This window comes from Streptomyces agglomeratus (assembly GCF_001746415.1).
Classification (GTDB): Bacteria; Actinomycetota; Actinomycetes; order Streptomycetales; family Streptomycetaceae; genus Streptomyces; species Streptomyces agglomeratus.
Genome location: NZ_MEHJ01000001.1, coordinates 609302 through 626113, shown reverse-complemented (window position 1 = coordinate 626113; position 16812 = coordinate 609302). Strand labels below are relative to the sequence as shown.

Annotated in this window: 9 protein-coding genes and 3 pseudogenes; 6 read left to right on the top strand and 6 right to left on the bottom strand. The window is 67.0% G+C overall.

The features are described from left to right. Nucleotides 1–6: 6 nt before the first annotated feature. Nucleotides 7–263, top strand: a pseudogene (locus AS594_RS02465) (WhiB family transcriptional regulator). Between the two features lie 211 nt (nucleotides 264–474). Here the strand turns inward: AS594_RS02465 and AS594_RS02460 are convergent. The 4 genes and pseudogenes from AS594_RS02460 to AS594_RS02445 all read right to left on the bottom strand — a co-directional run bounded on the left by AS594_RS02460 (nucleotide 475) and on the right by AS594_RS02445 (nucleotide 5887). Continuing rightward, nucleotides 475–1616, bottom strand: a pseudogene (locus AS594_RS02460) (S1 family peptidase). Nucleotides 1617–1917: 301 nt separating this feature from the next. Then, nucleotides 1918–3810, bottom strand: a complete 1893-nt coding sequence (locus AS594_RS02455) for an ATP-binding cassette domain-containing protein (protein ID WP_069925439.1) — start codon at nucleotides 3808–3810, stop codon at nucleotides 1918–1920. 377 nt (nucleotides 3811–4187) lie between these two features. Beyond that, entirely contained in the window at nucleotides 4188–4832 is a 645-nt protein-coding gene (locus AS594_RS02450) for a class I SAM-dependent methyltransferase (RefSeq protein WP_069933526.1), read from the bottom strand. Between the two features lie 77 nt (nucleotides 4833–4909). Then, nucleotides 4910–5887 (bottom strand): threonine/serine dehydratase family protein, encoded by a 978-nt coding sequence (locus tag AS594_RS02445; protein WP_240508909.1) that lies wholly within the window; start codon nucleotides 5885–5887, stop codon nucleotides 4910–4912. Between the two features lie 973 nt (nucleotides 5888–6860). Between AS594_RS02445 and AS594_RS40750 the strand changes: the two genes are divergently transcribed. From AS594_RS40750 to ltrA, 3 genes are all read left to right on the top strand, one after another. Further along, entirely contained in the window at nucleotides 6861–8648 is a 1788-nt protein-coding gene (locus AS594_RS40750) for a reverse transcriptase/maturase family protein (protein ID WP_079148684.1), read from the top strand. 401 nt (nucleotides 8649–9049) lie between these two features. Next, nucleotides 9050–10198: an ISAs1 family transposase gene (locus AS594_RS02440; protein WP_240508908.1), complete on the top strand. Its 1149-nt coding sequence runs from the start codon at nucleotides 9050–9052 to the stop codon at nucleotides 10196–10198. A gap of 353 nt (nucleotides 10199–10551) precedes the next feature. Beyond that, on the top strand, nucleotides 10552–12309 hold the full coding sequence (gene ltrA / locus AS594_RS40745; RefSeq protein ID WP_107357997.1) for a group II intron reverse transcriptase/maturase: 1758 nt from the start codon (nucleotides 10552–10554) through the stop codon (nucleotides 12307–12309). A 226-nt stretch (nucleotides 12310–12535) separates the two neighbouring features. On the opposite strand, the gene AS594_RS45910 is transcribed toward ltrA, so the two are convergent. Together AS594_RS45910 and AS594_RS45365 are read right to left on the bottom strand one after the other, a co-directional pair. After that, nucleotides 12536–12841 carry a VOC family protein gene (locus tag AS594_RS45910; protein WP_338120208.1) on the bottom strand — a complete coding sequence of 102 codons (306 nt, stop codon included), beginning with the start codon at nucleotides 12839–12841 and terminating at the stop codon, nucleotides 12536–12538. A gap of 38 nt (nucleotides 12842–12879) precedes the next feature. Next, a pseudogene (locus AS594_RS45365) lies at nucleotides 12880–14341 on the bottom strand (purine-cytosine permease family protein). 68 nt (nucleotides 14342–14409) lie between these two features. On the opposite strand from AS594_RS45365, the gene AS594_RS02430 reads away from it, so the two are divergent. Both AS594_RS02430 and AS594_RS02425 read left to right on the top strand, forming a co-directional pair. After that, on the top strand, nucleotides 14410–15066 hold the full coding sequence (locus AS594_RS02430; protein ID WP_069933527.1) for a TetR/AcrR family transcriptional regulator: 657 nt from the start codon (nucleotides 14410–14412) through the stop codon (nucleotides 15064–15066). Nucleotides 15067–15116: 50 nt separating this feature from the next. Further along, complete coding sequence (locus AS594_RS02425; RefSeq protein WP_069933528.1) at nucleotides 15117–16742, top strand: amidohydrolase; 1626 nt, start codon at nucleotides 15117–15119, stop codon at nucleotides 16740–16742. Nucleotides 16743–16812 lie beyond the last annotated feature (70 nt).

Below are 16812 nucleotides of genomic sequence, written 5' to 3'. Positions count from 1 at the left end.
ACGACGATGGACTGGCGTCACGAGGCCGCCTGTCGGCGGGAGGATCCGGATCTGTTCTTCCCCATCGGCACGGGTGGCCCTGCGCTGCTTCAGATCGAGCAGGCGAAGGCCGTATGCCGCCGTTGCCCGGTTCTGGACGAGTGCCTGGAATGGGCCCTTGAAGGGGCCAGGACATGGGCGTATGCGGCGGCCTGACCGAAGATGAGCGGCGTGCTGTCAAGCGCCGGGCGGCCAAGGCGGCCCGAGCCCGGATGGAAGCCTGATCATCGGCGTTCCGTGTTGCGCTGGAGGCACTCCCGTCCCTGATCAGGCTCAACCAGGCGGGCGCAGAGCCACGGGCCGCAGACAGCCTGCCCGACTGCCCTCGTGCCCCTGATCCCCGGGCACAGCCGGACCCACCCTTCTCCGGAGATGCCGATGCCGCCGCCGGGGAGGTGACACCGGCCGGCGGCATCGGGGGCCGCGGGGTGCGCGTCAGGCGGTGTGGAGGGTGAGGCCGTAGCGTCCGAGGATCTCGTTGACGGGTTGGAACCACGTCTCGCCACCTGCGGAGCAGTTGCCCCATCCGCCGGAGGTGACGCCTTGGGCCTGGTCTCCGCTGATGAAAGAGCCACCGGAGTCACCGCCCTCGGCGCACACGCTGGTCTTCGTCATCTGGTGGACGGCGCCCTGGCTGTAGTTGACGGTCTCGTTCTTCGCCAGGACGGTGCCGCAGTGCCACCGCGTCGTGGAGCCGGAGCGGCAGATGGAGGCGCCGATGGGTGCCTCCGCGGAGCCCCGCACCAGCCGGTCCGGCACGGTGCCCCAGCCGAGCACCACCGGGACTGTCCACCAACCGCTGTGGATGCTGACGTACGCGTAGTCGTCACCGGGGAAGGAGGAACCCTGGAACGTCCCCATGGCGCTCCCGTCCCAGCCGCGCACGGCTGCTCCGGCACGGCCGCAGTGTCCAGCGGTGACGAACCCGCCGTGTACGGAGAAGCCGATGGAGCAGCGGACGTTTCCGGTGTAGTAGGGGTCGCCGCCGACGGTGCCCGCCGCGTACGTGAGCGGGGCCCGTTCCGTCTCGGAGACGACGATCGGCCCGGCGCGGCGGGCGCGGTCCACGAAGGCCCGTACGTCCTGGCTGTGTCGGTCCGCGCGCACCACCGTGACCACCACGCGGTTCGCCCGCGGATCGACATGCCAACCCGCCACCCCGGCGGGCGCGCTCAGGGCGTCGATACGGCTCTTGACGCGGTCGAGGAGCGCCGCGCTGTGAGGACGAGTCGGGTGTCGGCGCCCAGCGCCCGTACCTCAGCGGCCTGCTTCTCGTCCGTTACGGCGACGACGAGCCGGCCTCTGGCCGGCTCGAACCAGGAACCGCCGTAGGCGGACCCGGCCACGCGCTTGGCCCGGCGCTCGGTCTTCACGGCCGTACGCTCCGCCGCGAGGCGCTGCTCGGTCTGATGCCGCGTCAGTCCTAGGTCTTCGCGCATGGCGTCGAGGAGCTCGGTGGACGCTGACGGGCGTGCTTCAGTGGGCTCAACTGCTGCCGCCCCGCCGCCAGTTGCGTTCAGTGCGGCGGTGAGCAGTAACGCCGCCACGGCGGCACGCAGGATGGGAAGGCGTCTCATGGTTCCTCCGGAGAAGAGGCGGTGGCTGGTGGTCGCGGGTTCGGCGACATGCTTGAGAGCGCTCTCAGGTGCGAGTCCGGTCAGCGTAGCCGCCCAGCGTTGTCAGGTCCATACCATGTGGCGGGCGCGTGGTGGCCGGCGCGTCCCGCCGCATGCGGGTGGTTGGGACATGCGGGCGGACAGGCGCAGCCGTACGGCCGCACGCGGCTGAGGGGGTTTCACCTGCCTGTTGTCTCGACCGCGCGTCATTCGTCTGACGAGGCCCCGCGTGCCCCCGTTCGCGGGGCCTTCTCTGCTGTGACTAGCGGTCCTGCGAGAGTTCCAGGAGCTCTGCGAAGATCCCGCCCGCGTGGACGAGGGCGTCGTAGCAGCCCTGTTCGGTGATGCGTCCCTGCTCCATGACCACGATGTGGTCGGCGACCTTGGTGTTCTCCAGCCTGTGGGTGACCACGATCGTGATGCGGTCGCCGGAGATCGCCTTGATCTCCTCGAAGATCTGGTGTTCGCCGCGAGGGTCCATCTGTGAGGTCGGCTCGTCCAGGATCAGCAGTGGCGGTCGGCGGTAGAGAGCCCTGGAGCACGCCAGTCTCTGCCACTGCCCGCCGGAAAGCTCCGCGCCTCCGAAGATCTCGCGGGCGAGGAGGGTGTCCAGGCCGGCCGGGAGTTCGTCGATCGCCTCCCGCATGCCGACCGAGTCGACCGCTTCCCACACGGGCCCGTCGTCGTCGGTGCGGGGCTGGCCGAGGGTGATGTTCTCGCGTACTCGCAGCGGCCACTGCGCGAAGATCTGCGGGACCAGGCCGGTGGAGCTCCAGACGGTGGCCGGGTCGACGTCGGCGAGGTCGGCGCCGTTCCAAGTGACGTGACCTTTGTCGGCCAGGTAGATGCCGGTGAGCAAACGGGTCAGGGTCGACTTGCCGGAGCCGTTCACTCCGACGATCGCGAGGATCTGCCCGCGCCTCAGTGTCAGGGAGACACCGTCGACGGCCGGCTGGTCCTTGCCCGGGTACCGGTAGACGACCTCATCGAGGCGGATCTCCTCCACGGGCGCGGTGATCGTAAGGCTGCCGCGTTTGGGCGCTCGTTCGGCGGCGTCATCGAGAAACGTCTGCATGTCGGTGAGGTAGAGGCTGGTGTGGAAGACGGCGGCGCCGTTGATGACGACTTGCGACAGTGCGGCCAGCGTCGTCTGTACGGCGACGACGGCGGTGGCGGCGATGGCGAGCGCGACCCGGCCCGTCACGGCCAGCCAGGCAAGTACCGCCCAGGTGGCAACCAGGAACACCCCGCCCACCAGGGAGGAGAGCAGCGCGATGCGCAGGGTCCGTGGGGCAGCGGCGAGGGTGCGGCGGTCGCACCGTTCGGACAGGGATCGGTACCAGAACAGGAGGTAGTCCGTCATGCCGTTGGCGCGGACCTCGTCACCGTACTTGGGGGAGGTCGACCACCAGCGCATCATGCCGCGGACATTGCGGTCGGAGATGTTGGCGTAGTGGATCTCGTAGTCGACGCGCGCAGTGAGGATGGCCCCGATTCCGGCCGGGAGGACGGCGAGGAGCAGCAGGGGCAGCATGAGGATGTTGAGTACGGACAGGACGCTGCCGGCGGTGATCATGCGGATCAGGGCCGACATGAAGCGCTGGGCGTCCGTGACCATCACATGGGTGCGGATCACGCCCATTTCCGCGGCTTCCTGACGGTCCGCGAACCCGTCCACCGCGTACGCCGACGCCTCGACCCGGCAGACCGCCTCGACAAGTGCGGCGTCCGTCTCGGTGGTGAGTTTCGGAGTGATCCGCCGCTCGGCGTAGGTGGCCACGGCCGCTGCACCGCGGGCGAAGGCGGCGGCAACGGCCACGGCCACGAGCGCCGGGAGTGCTTCGTGCAGCCGTTCGCCCACGGCGCCGGTGCCGAGAATCGGTTGCATCGCCCGGGCGGTCGCGGCCAGCAGGACCGCCGCGGCCACGCCCGTCACTACCTGGCAGGCAACCAGGAGCTGGACCGCCTGGCGGTCGGTCTCCCAGGACATGCGGGCGATCCGCCGTAGTACCGAGGGGATCTGAGCGGCCAGCGTCCGCAAGGACACCCGTCTGAGTGGGTTTACCGAGTACGGCCCGCTGTACGTGATCTCGGCGGGCGGCGGCGGTGGAGGCGCAGTGGCGTTCTGCTTGCTGTCGGCGTCGGCTGAAGTCAACTGGGCCCCCTGGGCAGTCGGTTGGACGCTGTCGCGAACTCAACGACAGGGGCGCGATATCGAACACAAGTGTTTCGGACGCGATGGAATCCGCATGGGTACGGGAGATGTGGAGCGTGGGCGATGCACGGACCCATGCCGCGCACGGGTGACGTCTACGGGACGGATGGCCGAAACGCCGAGACCCCGACTGCCGGCTGCTCCGTCCTCAACCAGAGGTGAGAGGTCCGCTGCGGCGCGCGCGTGTCGCGGTAAGTGAGGGCTGGAAGCGGCGAAATTCTGCACCGCCGCAGATATCTCGCGTCGAAGAGCTCACCGAGGAGCCCGTGGACACTCTGGCTCACTCAGTAGGGTTGCCTGTAACCGGACTGCCGACGCTAGGACGGGCGGCGAGCGAAGAGGACCGCCCCTGGAACGCTCTCGTCGAGGTCGAGCAGCATCTGGGCCTCGACAGTGAATCCGGCATCGCGTAGCCAGAGCGCCACCTGGTCGGGCCGGCGGCGGTGAACGTGGACGTTCATCGGGTGACCGCCGTAGCCCTGCGTCTTCAGCCTCGACTCATCGCCGACGTGAAAGCCGAGAAGCAGTGGTCCGCCGGGACGCAACACGCGCCGGAAGTGGCGGAAGACGGTGGGGACCGCTTCGTCGGGCACGTGAATCAACGACCAAAAGGCGAGCAGGCCGACGACTGAGGCGTCGGCGAGGTCGAGGTCCGTCATCGAGCCCACCTCGAACCGCAGGCGGGGGTGGTCACGCCTGGCCACGTCGATCATCTTGGACGAAAGGTCGATGCCGAAAGCGTCCACACCCAGTTCATGCAGGTGGGCAGTGACGTGTCCAGGTCCGCAGCCCACGTCCGCCACCGGTCCACCGCCGGCGGAGTGCACCAAGTCGGCGAACACTGCCAGAGCCGCCCGAAGATACGGTTCCCCGGCCAGAGCCTCGCGTATGTGGTCGGCATAGCTGACCGCGACTGTGTCGTAAGAGATCCGGGTGTCTGCCAGCCAGCGGTCCGCGTTCATGGCTCGACACAGTAGTGCAGCGGTCAGGATGACGAATCAGACCCGCCGAGCACAACGGCGAGTCAGGAAGGGGCACTTCAGCGCAGCCCGAAGCGCTCGGCCCAGGCGGTCACATCGGAGGTCGTCGCATTTCCGCCGCAGACCACCAGGCCGAGCCTGGCACCCTCACCAACGCGCTCCAGCACCCGGCGTGCCGCGGGCAGCAGACATCCGGCGGCGGGCTCGGCCCAGACCTTCGCGTGGTCGGCCAGTTCGAGGGTGCCCTGCACGGCCTCGGCGTCGGTCACTGCGAGGACATCCGTGACCAGCGCCGAGACATGCTCGTAGGTGAGCTGTGAGGCGCTGGGGGCGCTCAATGTCGAGACGATCGAGGAGAGTTCGACCGGCACCGGCCCGCCGAAGGCCAGGGCCGCCGACATGGCTCGCGCGCCTTCGGTCTCCACGCCCCAGATCCGTACACCGGGACGGCGTGCGTGCAGCGCGGTGGCGACCCCGGAGATGAGCGCCCCGCCGCCGATGCTGACGAGTACGTCGGTGAGCTCCCCGGCATCCTCCGCCAACTCCAGGCCGACTGTGCCCTGGGCAGCGATGACGACGGGGTCGTCGAAGGGATGCACCAGGGTGAGCCCCTTGGTCCGGAGTTCCTCCACGAGGGCAAACGCGCCGTCCATGGTGTCGGCGAGGATGACGCTCGCTCCGGCGGCCTCGGCGATGTCCACGGCGCGGCCGGGGGCGGACCGTGGCATGACGACGGTCGCCTTGATGTCCAGCGCGCCGGCCATGACCGCGGTCCCGATGCCGTGGTTGCCGCCGCTTACCGCTACGACCCCGGCGGCGCGTTCAGCCTCGCTGAGCGTGAGCAGCTTCGCTGTCGCGCCGCGCGCCTTGAAGGAGCCGGTGCGCTGGAGAAGTTCCAGTTTTGCGGTGACATGCGCGCCCAGGAGCGCGGACAGTCCGGGGCTCGGCACGGTTGGGGTCCGTATGACATGCCCGGTGATCCGCTCGGCCGCCGCTTCCACGTCCGCGACAGTGATCAGCACATTCGCCTCCGTCATGATCCGAGCCGCGGTGACCGGGATTCGTACCATCCACGGCAGAAGGGCGGCGGACACGTGGGTGCCGCGCCCGCGCACGGTGATCAACCGCGGGGCAGTCCGGCCATCCTACGCCGCCCGTGTCCTGACCGGCGCGGACGTGCGGCCCCGCCCGTCCCGGTCGGTCACACCGGTCAACGCGCCGCTATGGCCACCACCACCCACCCGCCCCGGTGGGCGGTCGAGTGCGGCATCAACCACCTCAAGGTGCGACACGAAGTCGCACACGTTAAGTGGGAAAGCCACGAAGGAAGGAGACATGTGCTGACCCCGGATTAGTGTCCGTAATCCGTTCCCGCTCTCACATGCGTTGCCGGTAACGGCGGGGGGTGAAGCTGAGCGTTCAAGCCCAAGGGTTCCCTGGCCATCGGGGAACGACAGGCGAGGGAAAGGCTGGACGGGTGAAGTGCGCCGTGAGGCGCTCTGTTGTATCCCCGATTCAATCGGGAAGAACTTGGAAGTGTTCCTGGGTCCAATGACTAACCTGGAATCGAAAGACGAAGGGGACAGCAGCATGTCAGGAAAGCAGCGACCGCGTGAAGACGTCGAAGCGGGGCGCTGTGGGACCCGTGCGATATGGCAAAAGCTAGACTGCTTGAAACCTAATCTCCGATCGGTGAATGTCCGCGCCCACCGGAAAGACGTCTGTAACCGGTGCCGCCCCATGCTTCAGCATTGTTCGCCTGCTGATGCAACTTCCGTGGAGCGGGTGATGCCCAGTGAGGGTAGTCAAGGAGATGAGTGGGTTGCCTAAGTCGTGCTCGGACGTACAACAGAGACGTACCGCGGGATCACCTAAAGGGCGCGAGCCCCACGGTGACGGAGCGCCAATAGTAGTCGCAGGAGTAACGACCTGCCGGGGAGTCCGGGAAAGCCGGACACAGGGCAAAGTGGCGCAGGTGACAAGATCTTCCGGACGTGCGAGGTATGCGTAATGCAGAACGCCGAAACCGTCTTAGAGGTCATTCGTGAACGCGGCAAGAACGGTTTGCCGCTGGAGCGACTGTATCGACAACTATTCAATGCGGAACTCTATCTGCTGGCCTATCGGAAGTTGTACTCAAACGCGGGTGCGATGACCTTGGGAGCCACGGAAGAGACCGTGGACGGAATGTCCTTGGAAAAGGTCGAGAGCATCATCAATTCCGTTCGATCTGAACGGTATAGATGGACTCCGGTCCGGCGGACCTATATTCCCAAGAAAAATGGGAAACGAAGGCCGCTGGGACTGCCGACCTGGTCGGATAAGTTGCTGGCCGAAGTGGTTCGTATGCTGCTGAATGCGTACTATGACGTCCAATTCTCCGATCGTTCCCATGGATTCCGTCCCGGCCGGGGATGCCATACCGCACTGCGAGAAATTGCGGATACCTGGCAAGGTGTGAGCTGGTTCATCGAGGGCGATATCACCCAATGCTTTGACCAACTTGATCATCAAGTCATGGTTGAAACATTGGGCCAGAAGATCCACGATGGCCGGTTCCTCCGGCTGGTGGGCAACATGCTTACCGCCGGATATCTGGAGGACTGGAGGTGGAACGCCACGCTGAGCGGTGCGCCGCAAGGCGGGGTGGCAAGCCCGATGCTCTCCAACATCTACCTCGACCGACTCGATCAGTTCGTCGAAACTCAGCTACTGCCGCAATACAACCGAGGTCGGCTGCGGAGGACCAACCCTGAGTATAAGAGGGTTGAGAATGCACTCTTGCGGGCGCGGAAGCGCGGGGACCGAAAGTCAGTCCGTGCACTGTCACAGGTACGCCGCGCTTTACCCAGTCAGGACCCTGGTGATCCTGACTACCGCAGGCTGCGTTACGTCCGGTACGCAGACGATATTCTCCTCGGGTTCAGCGGTCCCAAGTCCGAGGCTGCGGAGATCAAACAGTCTCTTGGTGAGTTTCTGCATGCGGAACTAAAACTGGAACTCTCCAAGGAAAAGACACTGATCACCCACGCTCGAACAGAGAAGGCCCGGTTCCTCGGTTACGAGATCGTGGTCCAGCACAGCAATGACCGAATTACTCGCGGTCGGAGATCGGTCAACGGTGTGATCGGACTGCGCGTCCCCGAGGAAGCGATCACGCGCAGATGCGCCTTGTACATGCGTCGGGGTGAACCCGCGCATCGGCCCCAGATGCTGAACGATCAGGACTTCACGATCATCAGCAAGTACCAAGCCGAGTATCGAGGCGTGGTCCAGTACTACCTTCTGGCCTCCAACGTCTACCGTCTCGGCAGGCTGAGGTGGGTCATAGAAACCTCAATGCTGAAGACCCTGGCTTCCAAGCACCGTGCCACGGTTTCCGCAACGGCCCGCAAATACAAGGCCGTTATGCAAACCGACGAAGGGCCGAGAGTGTGCTTTCGCACAGTGGTTGAACGCGGTGAGGGGAAGGAGCCGCTGGTCGCGTGGTTCGGGGGAATCCCGTTGAAGCGGAAAGTAGAGGCAAAGCCCATTGACCGGGCCCCCGTCTTGGCAACGACGCAAGGAAACGAGTTGATCCACAGGCTCCTTGCCGGGAGCTGTGAACTGTGCGGATGTGCCAGGAGATTGGAGGTCCACCACATCCGCAAGCTTGCAGACTTGAACAAGCCAGGACGTAGAGAAAAGCCCGCGTGGGTACAACTCATGGCGAAACGTCGACGGAAAACCCTGGTGGTCTGTCGTCCCTGCCATGAGAGCACTCATGCCGGGCGGCTGGCAGTTGTTCCCCCGAAATAGTCACTGGAGAGCGGTATGCGATGAAAGTCGCACGTACCGTTCGGCGGGGGGCCGTAGGAAAAGGACCTGCCCAGCAGGCACCTCGCCGGCGGCCTACCCGACCCGCGTGAACCCCCGTTGATGTCTCGTAAGGTTGAAGCCGCCTGATGGTTCGCAATCGGCAGCTACAGAACCCGGCGTTGGAATACGCCAGGCGACTCTCGGAGATTTGAGACCGGGAGGAGGACACCGCCGGTTCCGGGATAGAGGGGGCACCCACCCAGGGCTGATTCATAGTCCGGGCGGCTTCAAGAACCAGCAGGTCACAGGCATGTGACGAACCTTCACCACGGCAGCCAGGCATGCAACGAAGCTCCGATGATCAAGGGGACCTACCAAGTCGCCCGACCACCGGAGCTCCGATGTGCCGCCAGTCTGCCACCGTCTGCCTGATCAAGCCGCCCTCGCGTCAGCAGCGTGAGCTGTCGGACAGGGCTGCCCGGTTGAGTGCTCTGCCCGATCCGCGTCACCGGCGCGGACGGCGGCACACCCTGGCCTCGGTCCTGCTGACCGCCGCCTGCGCGGTCCTGGCCGGCGCCCGCTCCTATCTGGCCATCGGGCAGTGGGCCCGCCACGCACCCCAAGACACCCTCGCCCGCCTGGGGTTTCTAGCGCGCGGGCCGCTCGGCGTGCGCCGGCCGGCCTCGCCTTCCACCCTGCGCCGGGTGCTGGTCCTGGTGTGTCCCGGCGGGCTCGCCGACCTGCTCGGCCACTGCCCGGCCGGCACGCAGGCAGTCGCGGTGGACGGCAAGAGCGCCCGTAGCTCGCGCACCGATGCCGCGCCCGCCGCCCACCTGCTGGCCGCCGTCACAGCCGCCGGTCGTGTCGTCAGCCAGTTGCGGGTGCCGGACAAAACCAACGAGATCTCCGCGTTCACCGCCCTGCTGGCCCCGTTCGACCTGGCCGGCACCGTGGTGACAGCCGATGCCCTGCACACCCAGCGCGAGCACGCGAAGTGGCTGGTAGAGGTGAAGAAGGCGCACTACCTGCTGGTGGTCAAGGGCAACCAGCCGAAACTGCACGCGGCGATCAAAGCCCTGCCCTGGAAGGAAGTGACCGCCCGCCGCTACGACCGCGAGCGCGGGCACGGGCGGCGCGAGACCCGCTCGGTGCGCACGCTCACCGTCACCGGCCTCCACCTGGACTTCCCGCACGTGGTCCAGGCAGTGAAGATCCTCCGGCATCGCACCGAGATACGGACCGGCCGCGTCACCCGGCAGACCCTCTACGCGATCACGGATATGACGGCACGTGAGGCATCGCCGCAGCGGATCGGCCGTCTCGCCAGATCCCAGTGGGGCATCGAGGCGGTGCACCACGTGAGGGACACGACGTTCGCCGAGGACGCCTCCAAGATCCGCACCGGGCACGGGCCGGAGAACATGGCCACACTGCGCAACCTCGCGATCAACACCCTTCGGGACGCCGGCTGCCGCAGCATCGCCGCAGGACTGCGGGAGGTCTCCTACACACCGTTCACCCGCCCACTGGACCTGCTCGGACTGTCCTGACCTGCAACACGAAATGATCAATCTGACTTTGAATAAGCCCTGGGCACCCACCCCAGCCGCAACTTACGTGTGTGGAACGTGGAAACCCCGTTGGAGTCCGGGCCTCGGCCCGGTAAGCCGACCGCAAGGAAGGCCCAACTCTCCAGCGGGAACAGGATGGCCCAAGAAGCGAACGCCGGTGGATCGAAAGGTCAGAGGAAACCCTAAAATCCTTCAACCCAGGCCATAACTCGCCGGATACAGGTCTGGATGACCTGGCCCGAAAGGGTGCCCACGTGGGCCGGGTGAGCCTTTGAAGCATCCCGAGTAATGACGCCAGAACCTGCCGGACAAGTTAGACACGAAGGAGGAACATGCGAAAGACAGTCCCTACTGCCGGCCGCACCTCCAAAGTGAACGGACCGCAGGGCGAACCTCTGGACTGGCACTGCATCCACTGGGCCAGCGCTGAGGGAAACGTACGGCGCCTGAGACAACGTATCTTCAAAGCGACACAGGAAGGGGACCTCAAGAAGGTCCGCAATCTGCAAAAGCTTATGCTGCGGAGTCGCAGTAACACGCTCGTGAGCGTGAAGCGGGTGACGCAGCAGAGCAAGGGTCGCAAGACGGCAGGCATCGACAGGGAACGAGCACTCACCCCCCAGGCGCGAGCTCGCATGGCGGTCGACATCGACCAGCAAACCCAGCCCTGGAGAGCCAGGCCCGTCAAGCGGGTCTACATCCCGAAGAGTAATGGAAAGCAACGCCCGCTCGGCATTCCAGTCATGCGCGACCGAGTAATTCAGGCACGCGTGAAGAATGTGCTGGAACCTGAGTGGGAAGCCCGGTTCGAATCACGCTCCTACGGGTTCCGACCTGGCCGCGGATGCCACGACGCCATCCAGGCGATCTTCAGCACCGCGAAAGGCAAGGCGGCCAAGCGTCAGTGGGTACTCGGCGCCGACCTGGCCGCGGCGTTCGACCGCATCGACCACGACCACCTGCTCGGCGGCGTCGGCGGCTTCCCCGCCAGGGAACTCGTCCGGCAGTGGCTGAAGGCGGGCGTGGTCGACAACGGACGCTTCACTCGCACCGACGAGGGAACGCCTCAAGGCGGAGTGATCAGCCCCCTGTTGCTCAACATTGCACTTCACGGAATGGAGGAAGCCGCAGGCGTTCGGTTCGCAACCCGCAAAGGAACAGTGATGTGGGCCGCGAAGGGGACGCCGATCCTGGTGCGTTACGCCGACGACTTTGCCGTGTTCTGCACGAGCAGGGAGGAAGCTGAGACGGTCAAGTCGAGACTTGGCGACTGGCTTGAACCCCGAGGGCTTCGATTCAACGAAGAGAAGACAAGGATCCTTCACCTTTCCGAAGGGTTCGATTTTCTGGGTTTCAATGTCCGACGCCATGGCGACAGCCTGATCATTACGCCAAGCAGGGATGCGGTGAAGAGAATCCGGAATCGACTGCGGTCCGAGATGCAGGCTCTTCTCGGGCAGAGCATCACAGTCGTACTCCGCAGACTCTCCCCGATCGTCAGGGGCTGGTCTGCGTACTACCGGACGGTGGTGTCCAGCAAAACCTTCTCAGCGCTGGACAGCTACGTGTGGACCCTCACCTACAAGTGGGCCAAGCGTACCCACCCGAAGAAGTCGAGGTACTGGATCGTTAATAAGTACTTCGGCCGACTCAATCGGTCCAAGAACAATAACTGGGTCTTCGGTGACCGCACCACAGGTGCACATCTTCCCAAGTTCGCCTGGACCAACATCAGAAGGCATCAGCTAGTCAAGGGAAAGTCGTCGCCTGACGATCCCGCGCTCGGTGACTACTGGAGTCAGCGTCGTAGGACGCGCACACCTCCGCCAATGGACAAGAACAGCCTTACTCTGGCAGCCCGTCAGAAGGGACTTTGTCCGCTCTGCGGTCAGGCGCTCATCGTTGGAGCGGAATATGAGCCGGAAAGTCCACGCGAGTGGATCGACTGGTTCGACGCGATGAAGAAGCGGTTACATAAACCCCACTTCGCCTACCGAAGAGACGGCGGATCTGATGAAGTCAAGAATCTTCGACTCGTTCACTCCGAATGCCATCAGCAGCTTCATGCGCGAGATGGAAGCAACAAATAGCAGATTCTGTGAAGCGTTTGGGCTTGCTTGAGCCGTGGTGCCTGGAAACAGGCATGCCCGGTTCTGAGGGGGCCGGGTCATGGCAACATGACCCGGCTACCCGACCGCCACCGGGCCGTGGCCACGAGATTCGACGCACTCCCGGTCCGCTACGAGGCCACCGTCCTTGTCTCAGCCATCAACGAGTGGCTGGCCAGCACTTTCGCCAAGGGTGCGGAAAAATCCATCAGCGGTGGCCCAGCACGTTGACCACCCGTCCGCTGGGGTCGCGGACGAAGAACCGCCGCACACCCCACTCCTCATCCTGCAAGGGGTACACGATCTCCGCACCGCTGTCCCGCACGGCCGCATGAGCCGCATCCACGTCGTCCACCTCGACACTCATGTGGGGGGTGACAGGTGCGGTCTCTGCGACATCTGCGACCCGAACCCGCCTCCCCGCGATGCCCCCGATCCCCCTATCCCTCCCGAGGAGCCGACGGTTGACCGGCTCGGGTCGCGGCGGGGACGCAGGCCCCTCCGGAGCAGGCAGGTTCGTACGGACCGGGGGCGAGGCCGGACACCTGCCGGTCAGGCCGGGACGCCCGGGGGACGAGCGCCGGCCGTGCCCCGCATGAGGATCGCGTACAGCGCCGACGAGACGACGATGCCCGCCGGGAGAGCGAGGTCCAGACCGCCCAGGGCCTGTGCGAATGGCCCCGGTGTACGCCGTGTTGACGCACAAGGCCCCCACGGTGACGCCACCGCCGAGGGCCAGCGCCCCCGCCGTGTTGACGCCGGCGCGGTACCAGAAGGGGCCGGCGGGGGTCTCGTCCATCAGTGTGGGGCCGTCGTAACGGTTGCGGCGCAGCAGGATGTCGGTGGCGTAGACGGCCATGGCGGGACCGAGCAGGACGACCGTGAGCTGGAGGACGTTGCTGACGGTGTCGAGGAAGTCGGAGACGAGGAGCCCGTACAGAGTGAGGGAGACGGCGGCGATTCCGTCGGCGATCACGCTGAGGGAGCGGCGGATGCGGATGCCGATGGCCTGGAGGGCGAGTCCCGCGCTGTAGGCGGTCAGGGCGTTGATGGCGATCGTGCCGAGGACCAGGGCGAGCAGGAAGACCGGTTCGAACCAGCCGGGCAGGATCTTCTGGAGCCCCGACTGCGGGTCCGTCATGTCCACCGCGGTCGCGGCGAGCGCCCCCAGCGAGCAGACGACGACGCTGGGCAGGAAGCCGCCCAGGGCGGTCCACCCCAGGATCGCCTTCGCGGACGTCGTACGGGGCAGGTAGCGGGAGAAGTCCGCGCTGGTGGTGTACGACAGCGGGCCGGAGCCGATCAGGGTGACCCCGGCGACGAGGACCGTCCACAGTGCCGTGCCGGTGAGCGGTCGGTCCGGTGCGTACGAGAAGTCGGTGTGCCGGAACACGCTGACCGCGACGACGGCGAAGACGGCGGTGAGGGTCAGGGTGATCGGGAGGTACAGCTTCATGATCGTGCCGTGGCCGTAGACGCCGATGGCCAGGGTGAGCGCGGCGACGACCAGTACGACGACGATCTTGACGCCGGTACTCGGGGTGACGCCGGCCATCTCGACCAGGGCGAAGGCGGCGGTCGCGGCGGCGGCCAGGTTCAGGGCGAAGTAACAGACGGAGATCGTCCAGCCGATGACCGCGTTGTTCACCCGGTTTCCCCGGATGCCGTACATCGCCCGTGTGATCACTTCGCTCGCCGCGCCGGCGGCCGGGCCGGATATGGAGAGCAGTCCGGTGAGCAGCCAGAGCGAGTTGCCCGCCACGATCACCGCGAGGGACTGCCACAGGGTCAGGCCCATGAGGATCAGTGCGCCGCCGATCACGAGGCTCAGGTAGTTGACGTTCGCCGCCGCCCAGACGGAAAACAACTGCTGCGGGTTGCCGTGGCGTTGCCCGTCGGGGATGTGGTCGATGCCGTGTGCCTCGACGCGGCCGGTTCCGTCGGAGGGGGGTCGCGTCGCGCCTTGCCGGCCGGCGCAGGTGTCGTTGTGCGGGTCGGGGATCGTGGACGCCATGCGGCTCCTCCGGATGCTGGTTACCCACCTGCTTGCTTGTTGGTCGCATACTCAATAGCATCGAATACATGCCGTCAAGCGTCCCGAACAAACGAATCCGCAAGTCTCCAGCCGCCCGACGTGCGGAAATCGTTGCCGCCGCTGCCGCGGTGGCCCTGACCGAGGGGCTGGAGTGCGTCACCCTCCGACGCATCGCCGAGCAGCTCGACGTCCGGCCGGGGCTGATCAGCCACTACTTCCCGGCGGTGGAGGATCTGGTGGCCGAGGCCTACGGAGACGCCGCCGCCTCCGAACTCGAGCGACTCCTCCCGGCGGACCGGGCCGGCGCCACTCCCACCGGGTGCCTGGCGCGGTTCTTCGCCCGGGCGAACGGAGAGACGTACGACGACATCAGCCGGCTCTGGCTCAACGCCCGCCACCTCAGCCGTTACCGTCCCACGCTGCGTGACCGGGTCGCCGTCCAGGAGGCCGCCTGGCGCGACCGGCTGGAAACGCTCATCCGTGAGGGTGTCGAGCAGGGCGAGTTCCGCACCGACGACTCCATGATGACCGCCGTGCACATTCTGGTCGTCCTCGACGGCCTCGGAATGCTCGTCAACAGCGGCGACACCGGCGACGACCCGCCGGCGATCCGGCGCCTGCCCGCCACCACCGCGGAACGCGAACTCGGCCTGCCCGAGGGCACGTTGTCCGAGGGTGCGTGGACCGACACCGCCCACGACTGACCGACACCGCCCACGACGGACCGACCCGTCTCCAAGGAGTTCCGAGCCCCTTGCGTACCTCCCTCACCCTGCTGTCCGCCCGCCTGCTCGATCCGGTCACCGGCGAGTTCCTGCCGCAGACGGCGCTCGCCGCGGCCGGCGGACGCATCACCGCCCTCGGCGACGGCCCGGAGATCCGCGCGCTCGCGGACGCCTCGACCACGGTGATCGACCTCGACGGCGCGGTGGTGACCCCCGGACTGATCGACGGGCACCTGCATCCCGTCTCGGGCGCCGAACTGACTCACGGCCTCGACCTGTCGGGCTGTACCGACGTGGAGCAGGTGCGGGAGGCCCTCGCCCGCGGCGTGCGGGGTCTCGCCCCCGGTGCATGGCTGCACGGCTTCGGCCTCGACCCCAATGTCTTCGCCGGCCGACCGGTCGAGACGGCACCCTTCGACGCCGTGCTGGACGGCGTGCCCGCCCTGCTGCTGCTCTTCGACGCGCACTCCATGCTCGCCAGCCGGCGCGCGCTGGAGCTCGCCGGCGTCAACGGGCCGCAGACCTTCGGCCAGGCCACCGCCGAGGTGGTGTGCGACGCGGCCGGCCGGCCCACCGGCCTCCTCCTGGAGGACGCCGCCTGCGAGCTCGTGGAGCGTGTCGCCCCCCGGCCCACCCGTCAGGAGCGCCGCGAACTGCTCGCCGCCGCCCTGCGCGCCATGGCCGCCGCGGGACTCACCGGCGGCCACGCCATGGACGCGAACGGCGACAGCCTGGCGTTCTACGCCGAGCTCGACGAGGCCGGCGAACTGCCGCTGCGACTGCGGGTCGCGCCGTGGTGCCAGCCCGGGACCGACGCCGAGGGCGTGCGCGCTCTCATCGGACAGCAGGGCGCGGGCGGCCGGCTGTGGCGGACCGACGGCGTGAAGATATTCATGGACGGCACCATCGACAACGGCACCGCCTGGCTGGAACACCCGGACTGCCACGGTGAGTCCCGGCACGCCTTCTGGCCGGACCCCGAGGAGTACACCCGTATCGTCGGTGACCTCCACCGGGCGGGCGTGCCCATCGCCACGCACGCCATCGGTGACGCGGCCGTACGCCACGTCCTCGACGCCGTCGAAAAGGCCCGGGCCGGCGGCGGGCGGGAGGTGCGGCACCGCGTCGAGCACATCGAGACCGTCCCCGACGACACGCTGCGCCGGTTCGCCGAGCTGGGCGTCATCGCCTCCATGCAGCCGACCCACTGCTGCGACTTCACCCGGGCCGACCACACCGACAACTGGTCGCGGCGCCTCGGCGAGGAGCGCGCCTCGCGGGCCTGGCGCTGCCGCGACCTCCTCGACTCCGGCGCCGTCGTCGTCCTCGGCTCCGACTGGCCCATCGCCCCCTACCCGCCGCTGGGCGTCATGGCGGGAGCCCGCCACCGCCGGCCGTCCCGCGACCTCACCCGGCCGCCGCACGGCCCGGAGCAGGCGCTCACGGCCCTGGAGGCACTGCGGGGCATGACCGTGAACGCCGCGTACGCGGCGGGCGAGGAGCACGAAGCCGGCCGCATCACGGTCGGCCGCCGCGCGGACCTGACGGTTTTCGCGGCGAACCCGCTCACCACCGCGGCCACCGATCTGCCGAACCTCCCGGTGCTGCTCACGCTTCTCGACGGCGAACCGACCCACCGCGACGCGAGGCTCTGACCGGCCGAGGGGGCGGTGAAGAGCATCACGGGTACGGCAGGAGCGGCAACGACAGCGACGGCGACGGCCG

Bases quoted from the DNA above. Each gene is read 5' to 3' on its own strand.
- AS594_RS02450 (WP_069933526.1), bottom strand. From the start codon at position 4,832: ATGAACGCGGACCGCTGGCTGGCAGACACCCGGATCTCTTACGACACA.
- AS594_RS02445 (WP_240508909.1), bottom strand. From the start codon at position 5,887: ATGACGGAGGCGAATGTGCTGATCACTGTCGCGGACGTGGAAGCGGCG.
- AS594_RS40750 (WP_079148684.1), top strand. From the start codon at position 6,861: ATGCAGAACGCCGAAACCGTCTTAGAGGTCATTCGTGAACGCGGCAAG.
- AS594_RS02440 (WP_240508908.1), top strand. From the start codon at position 9,050: ATGTGCCGCCAGTCTGCCACCGTCTGCCTGATCAAGCCGCCCTCGCGT.
- ltrA (WP_107357997.1), top strand. From the start codon at position 10,552: ATGCGAAAGACAGTCCCTACTGCCGGCCGCACCTCCAAAGTGAACGGA.
- AS594_RS02430 (WP_069933527.1), top strand. From the start codon at position 14,410: ATGCCGTCAAGCGTCCCGAACAAACGAATCCGCAAGTCTCCAGCCGCC.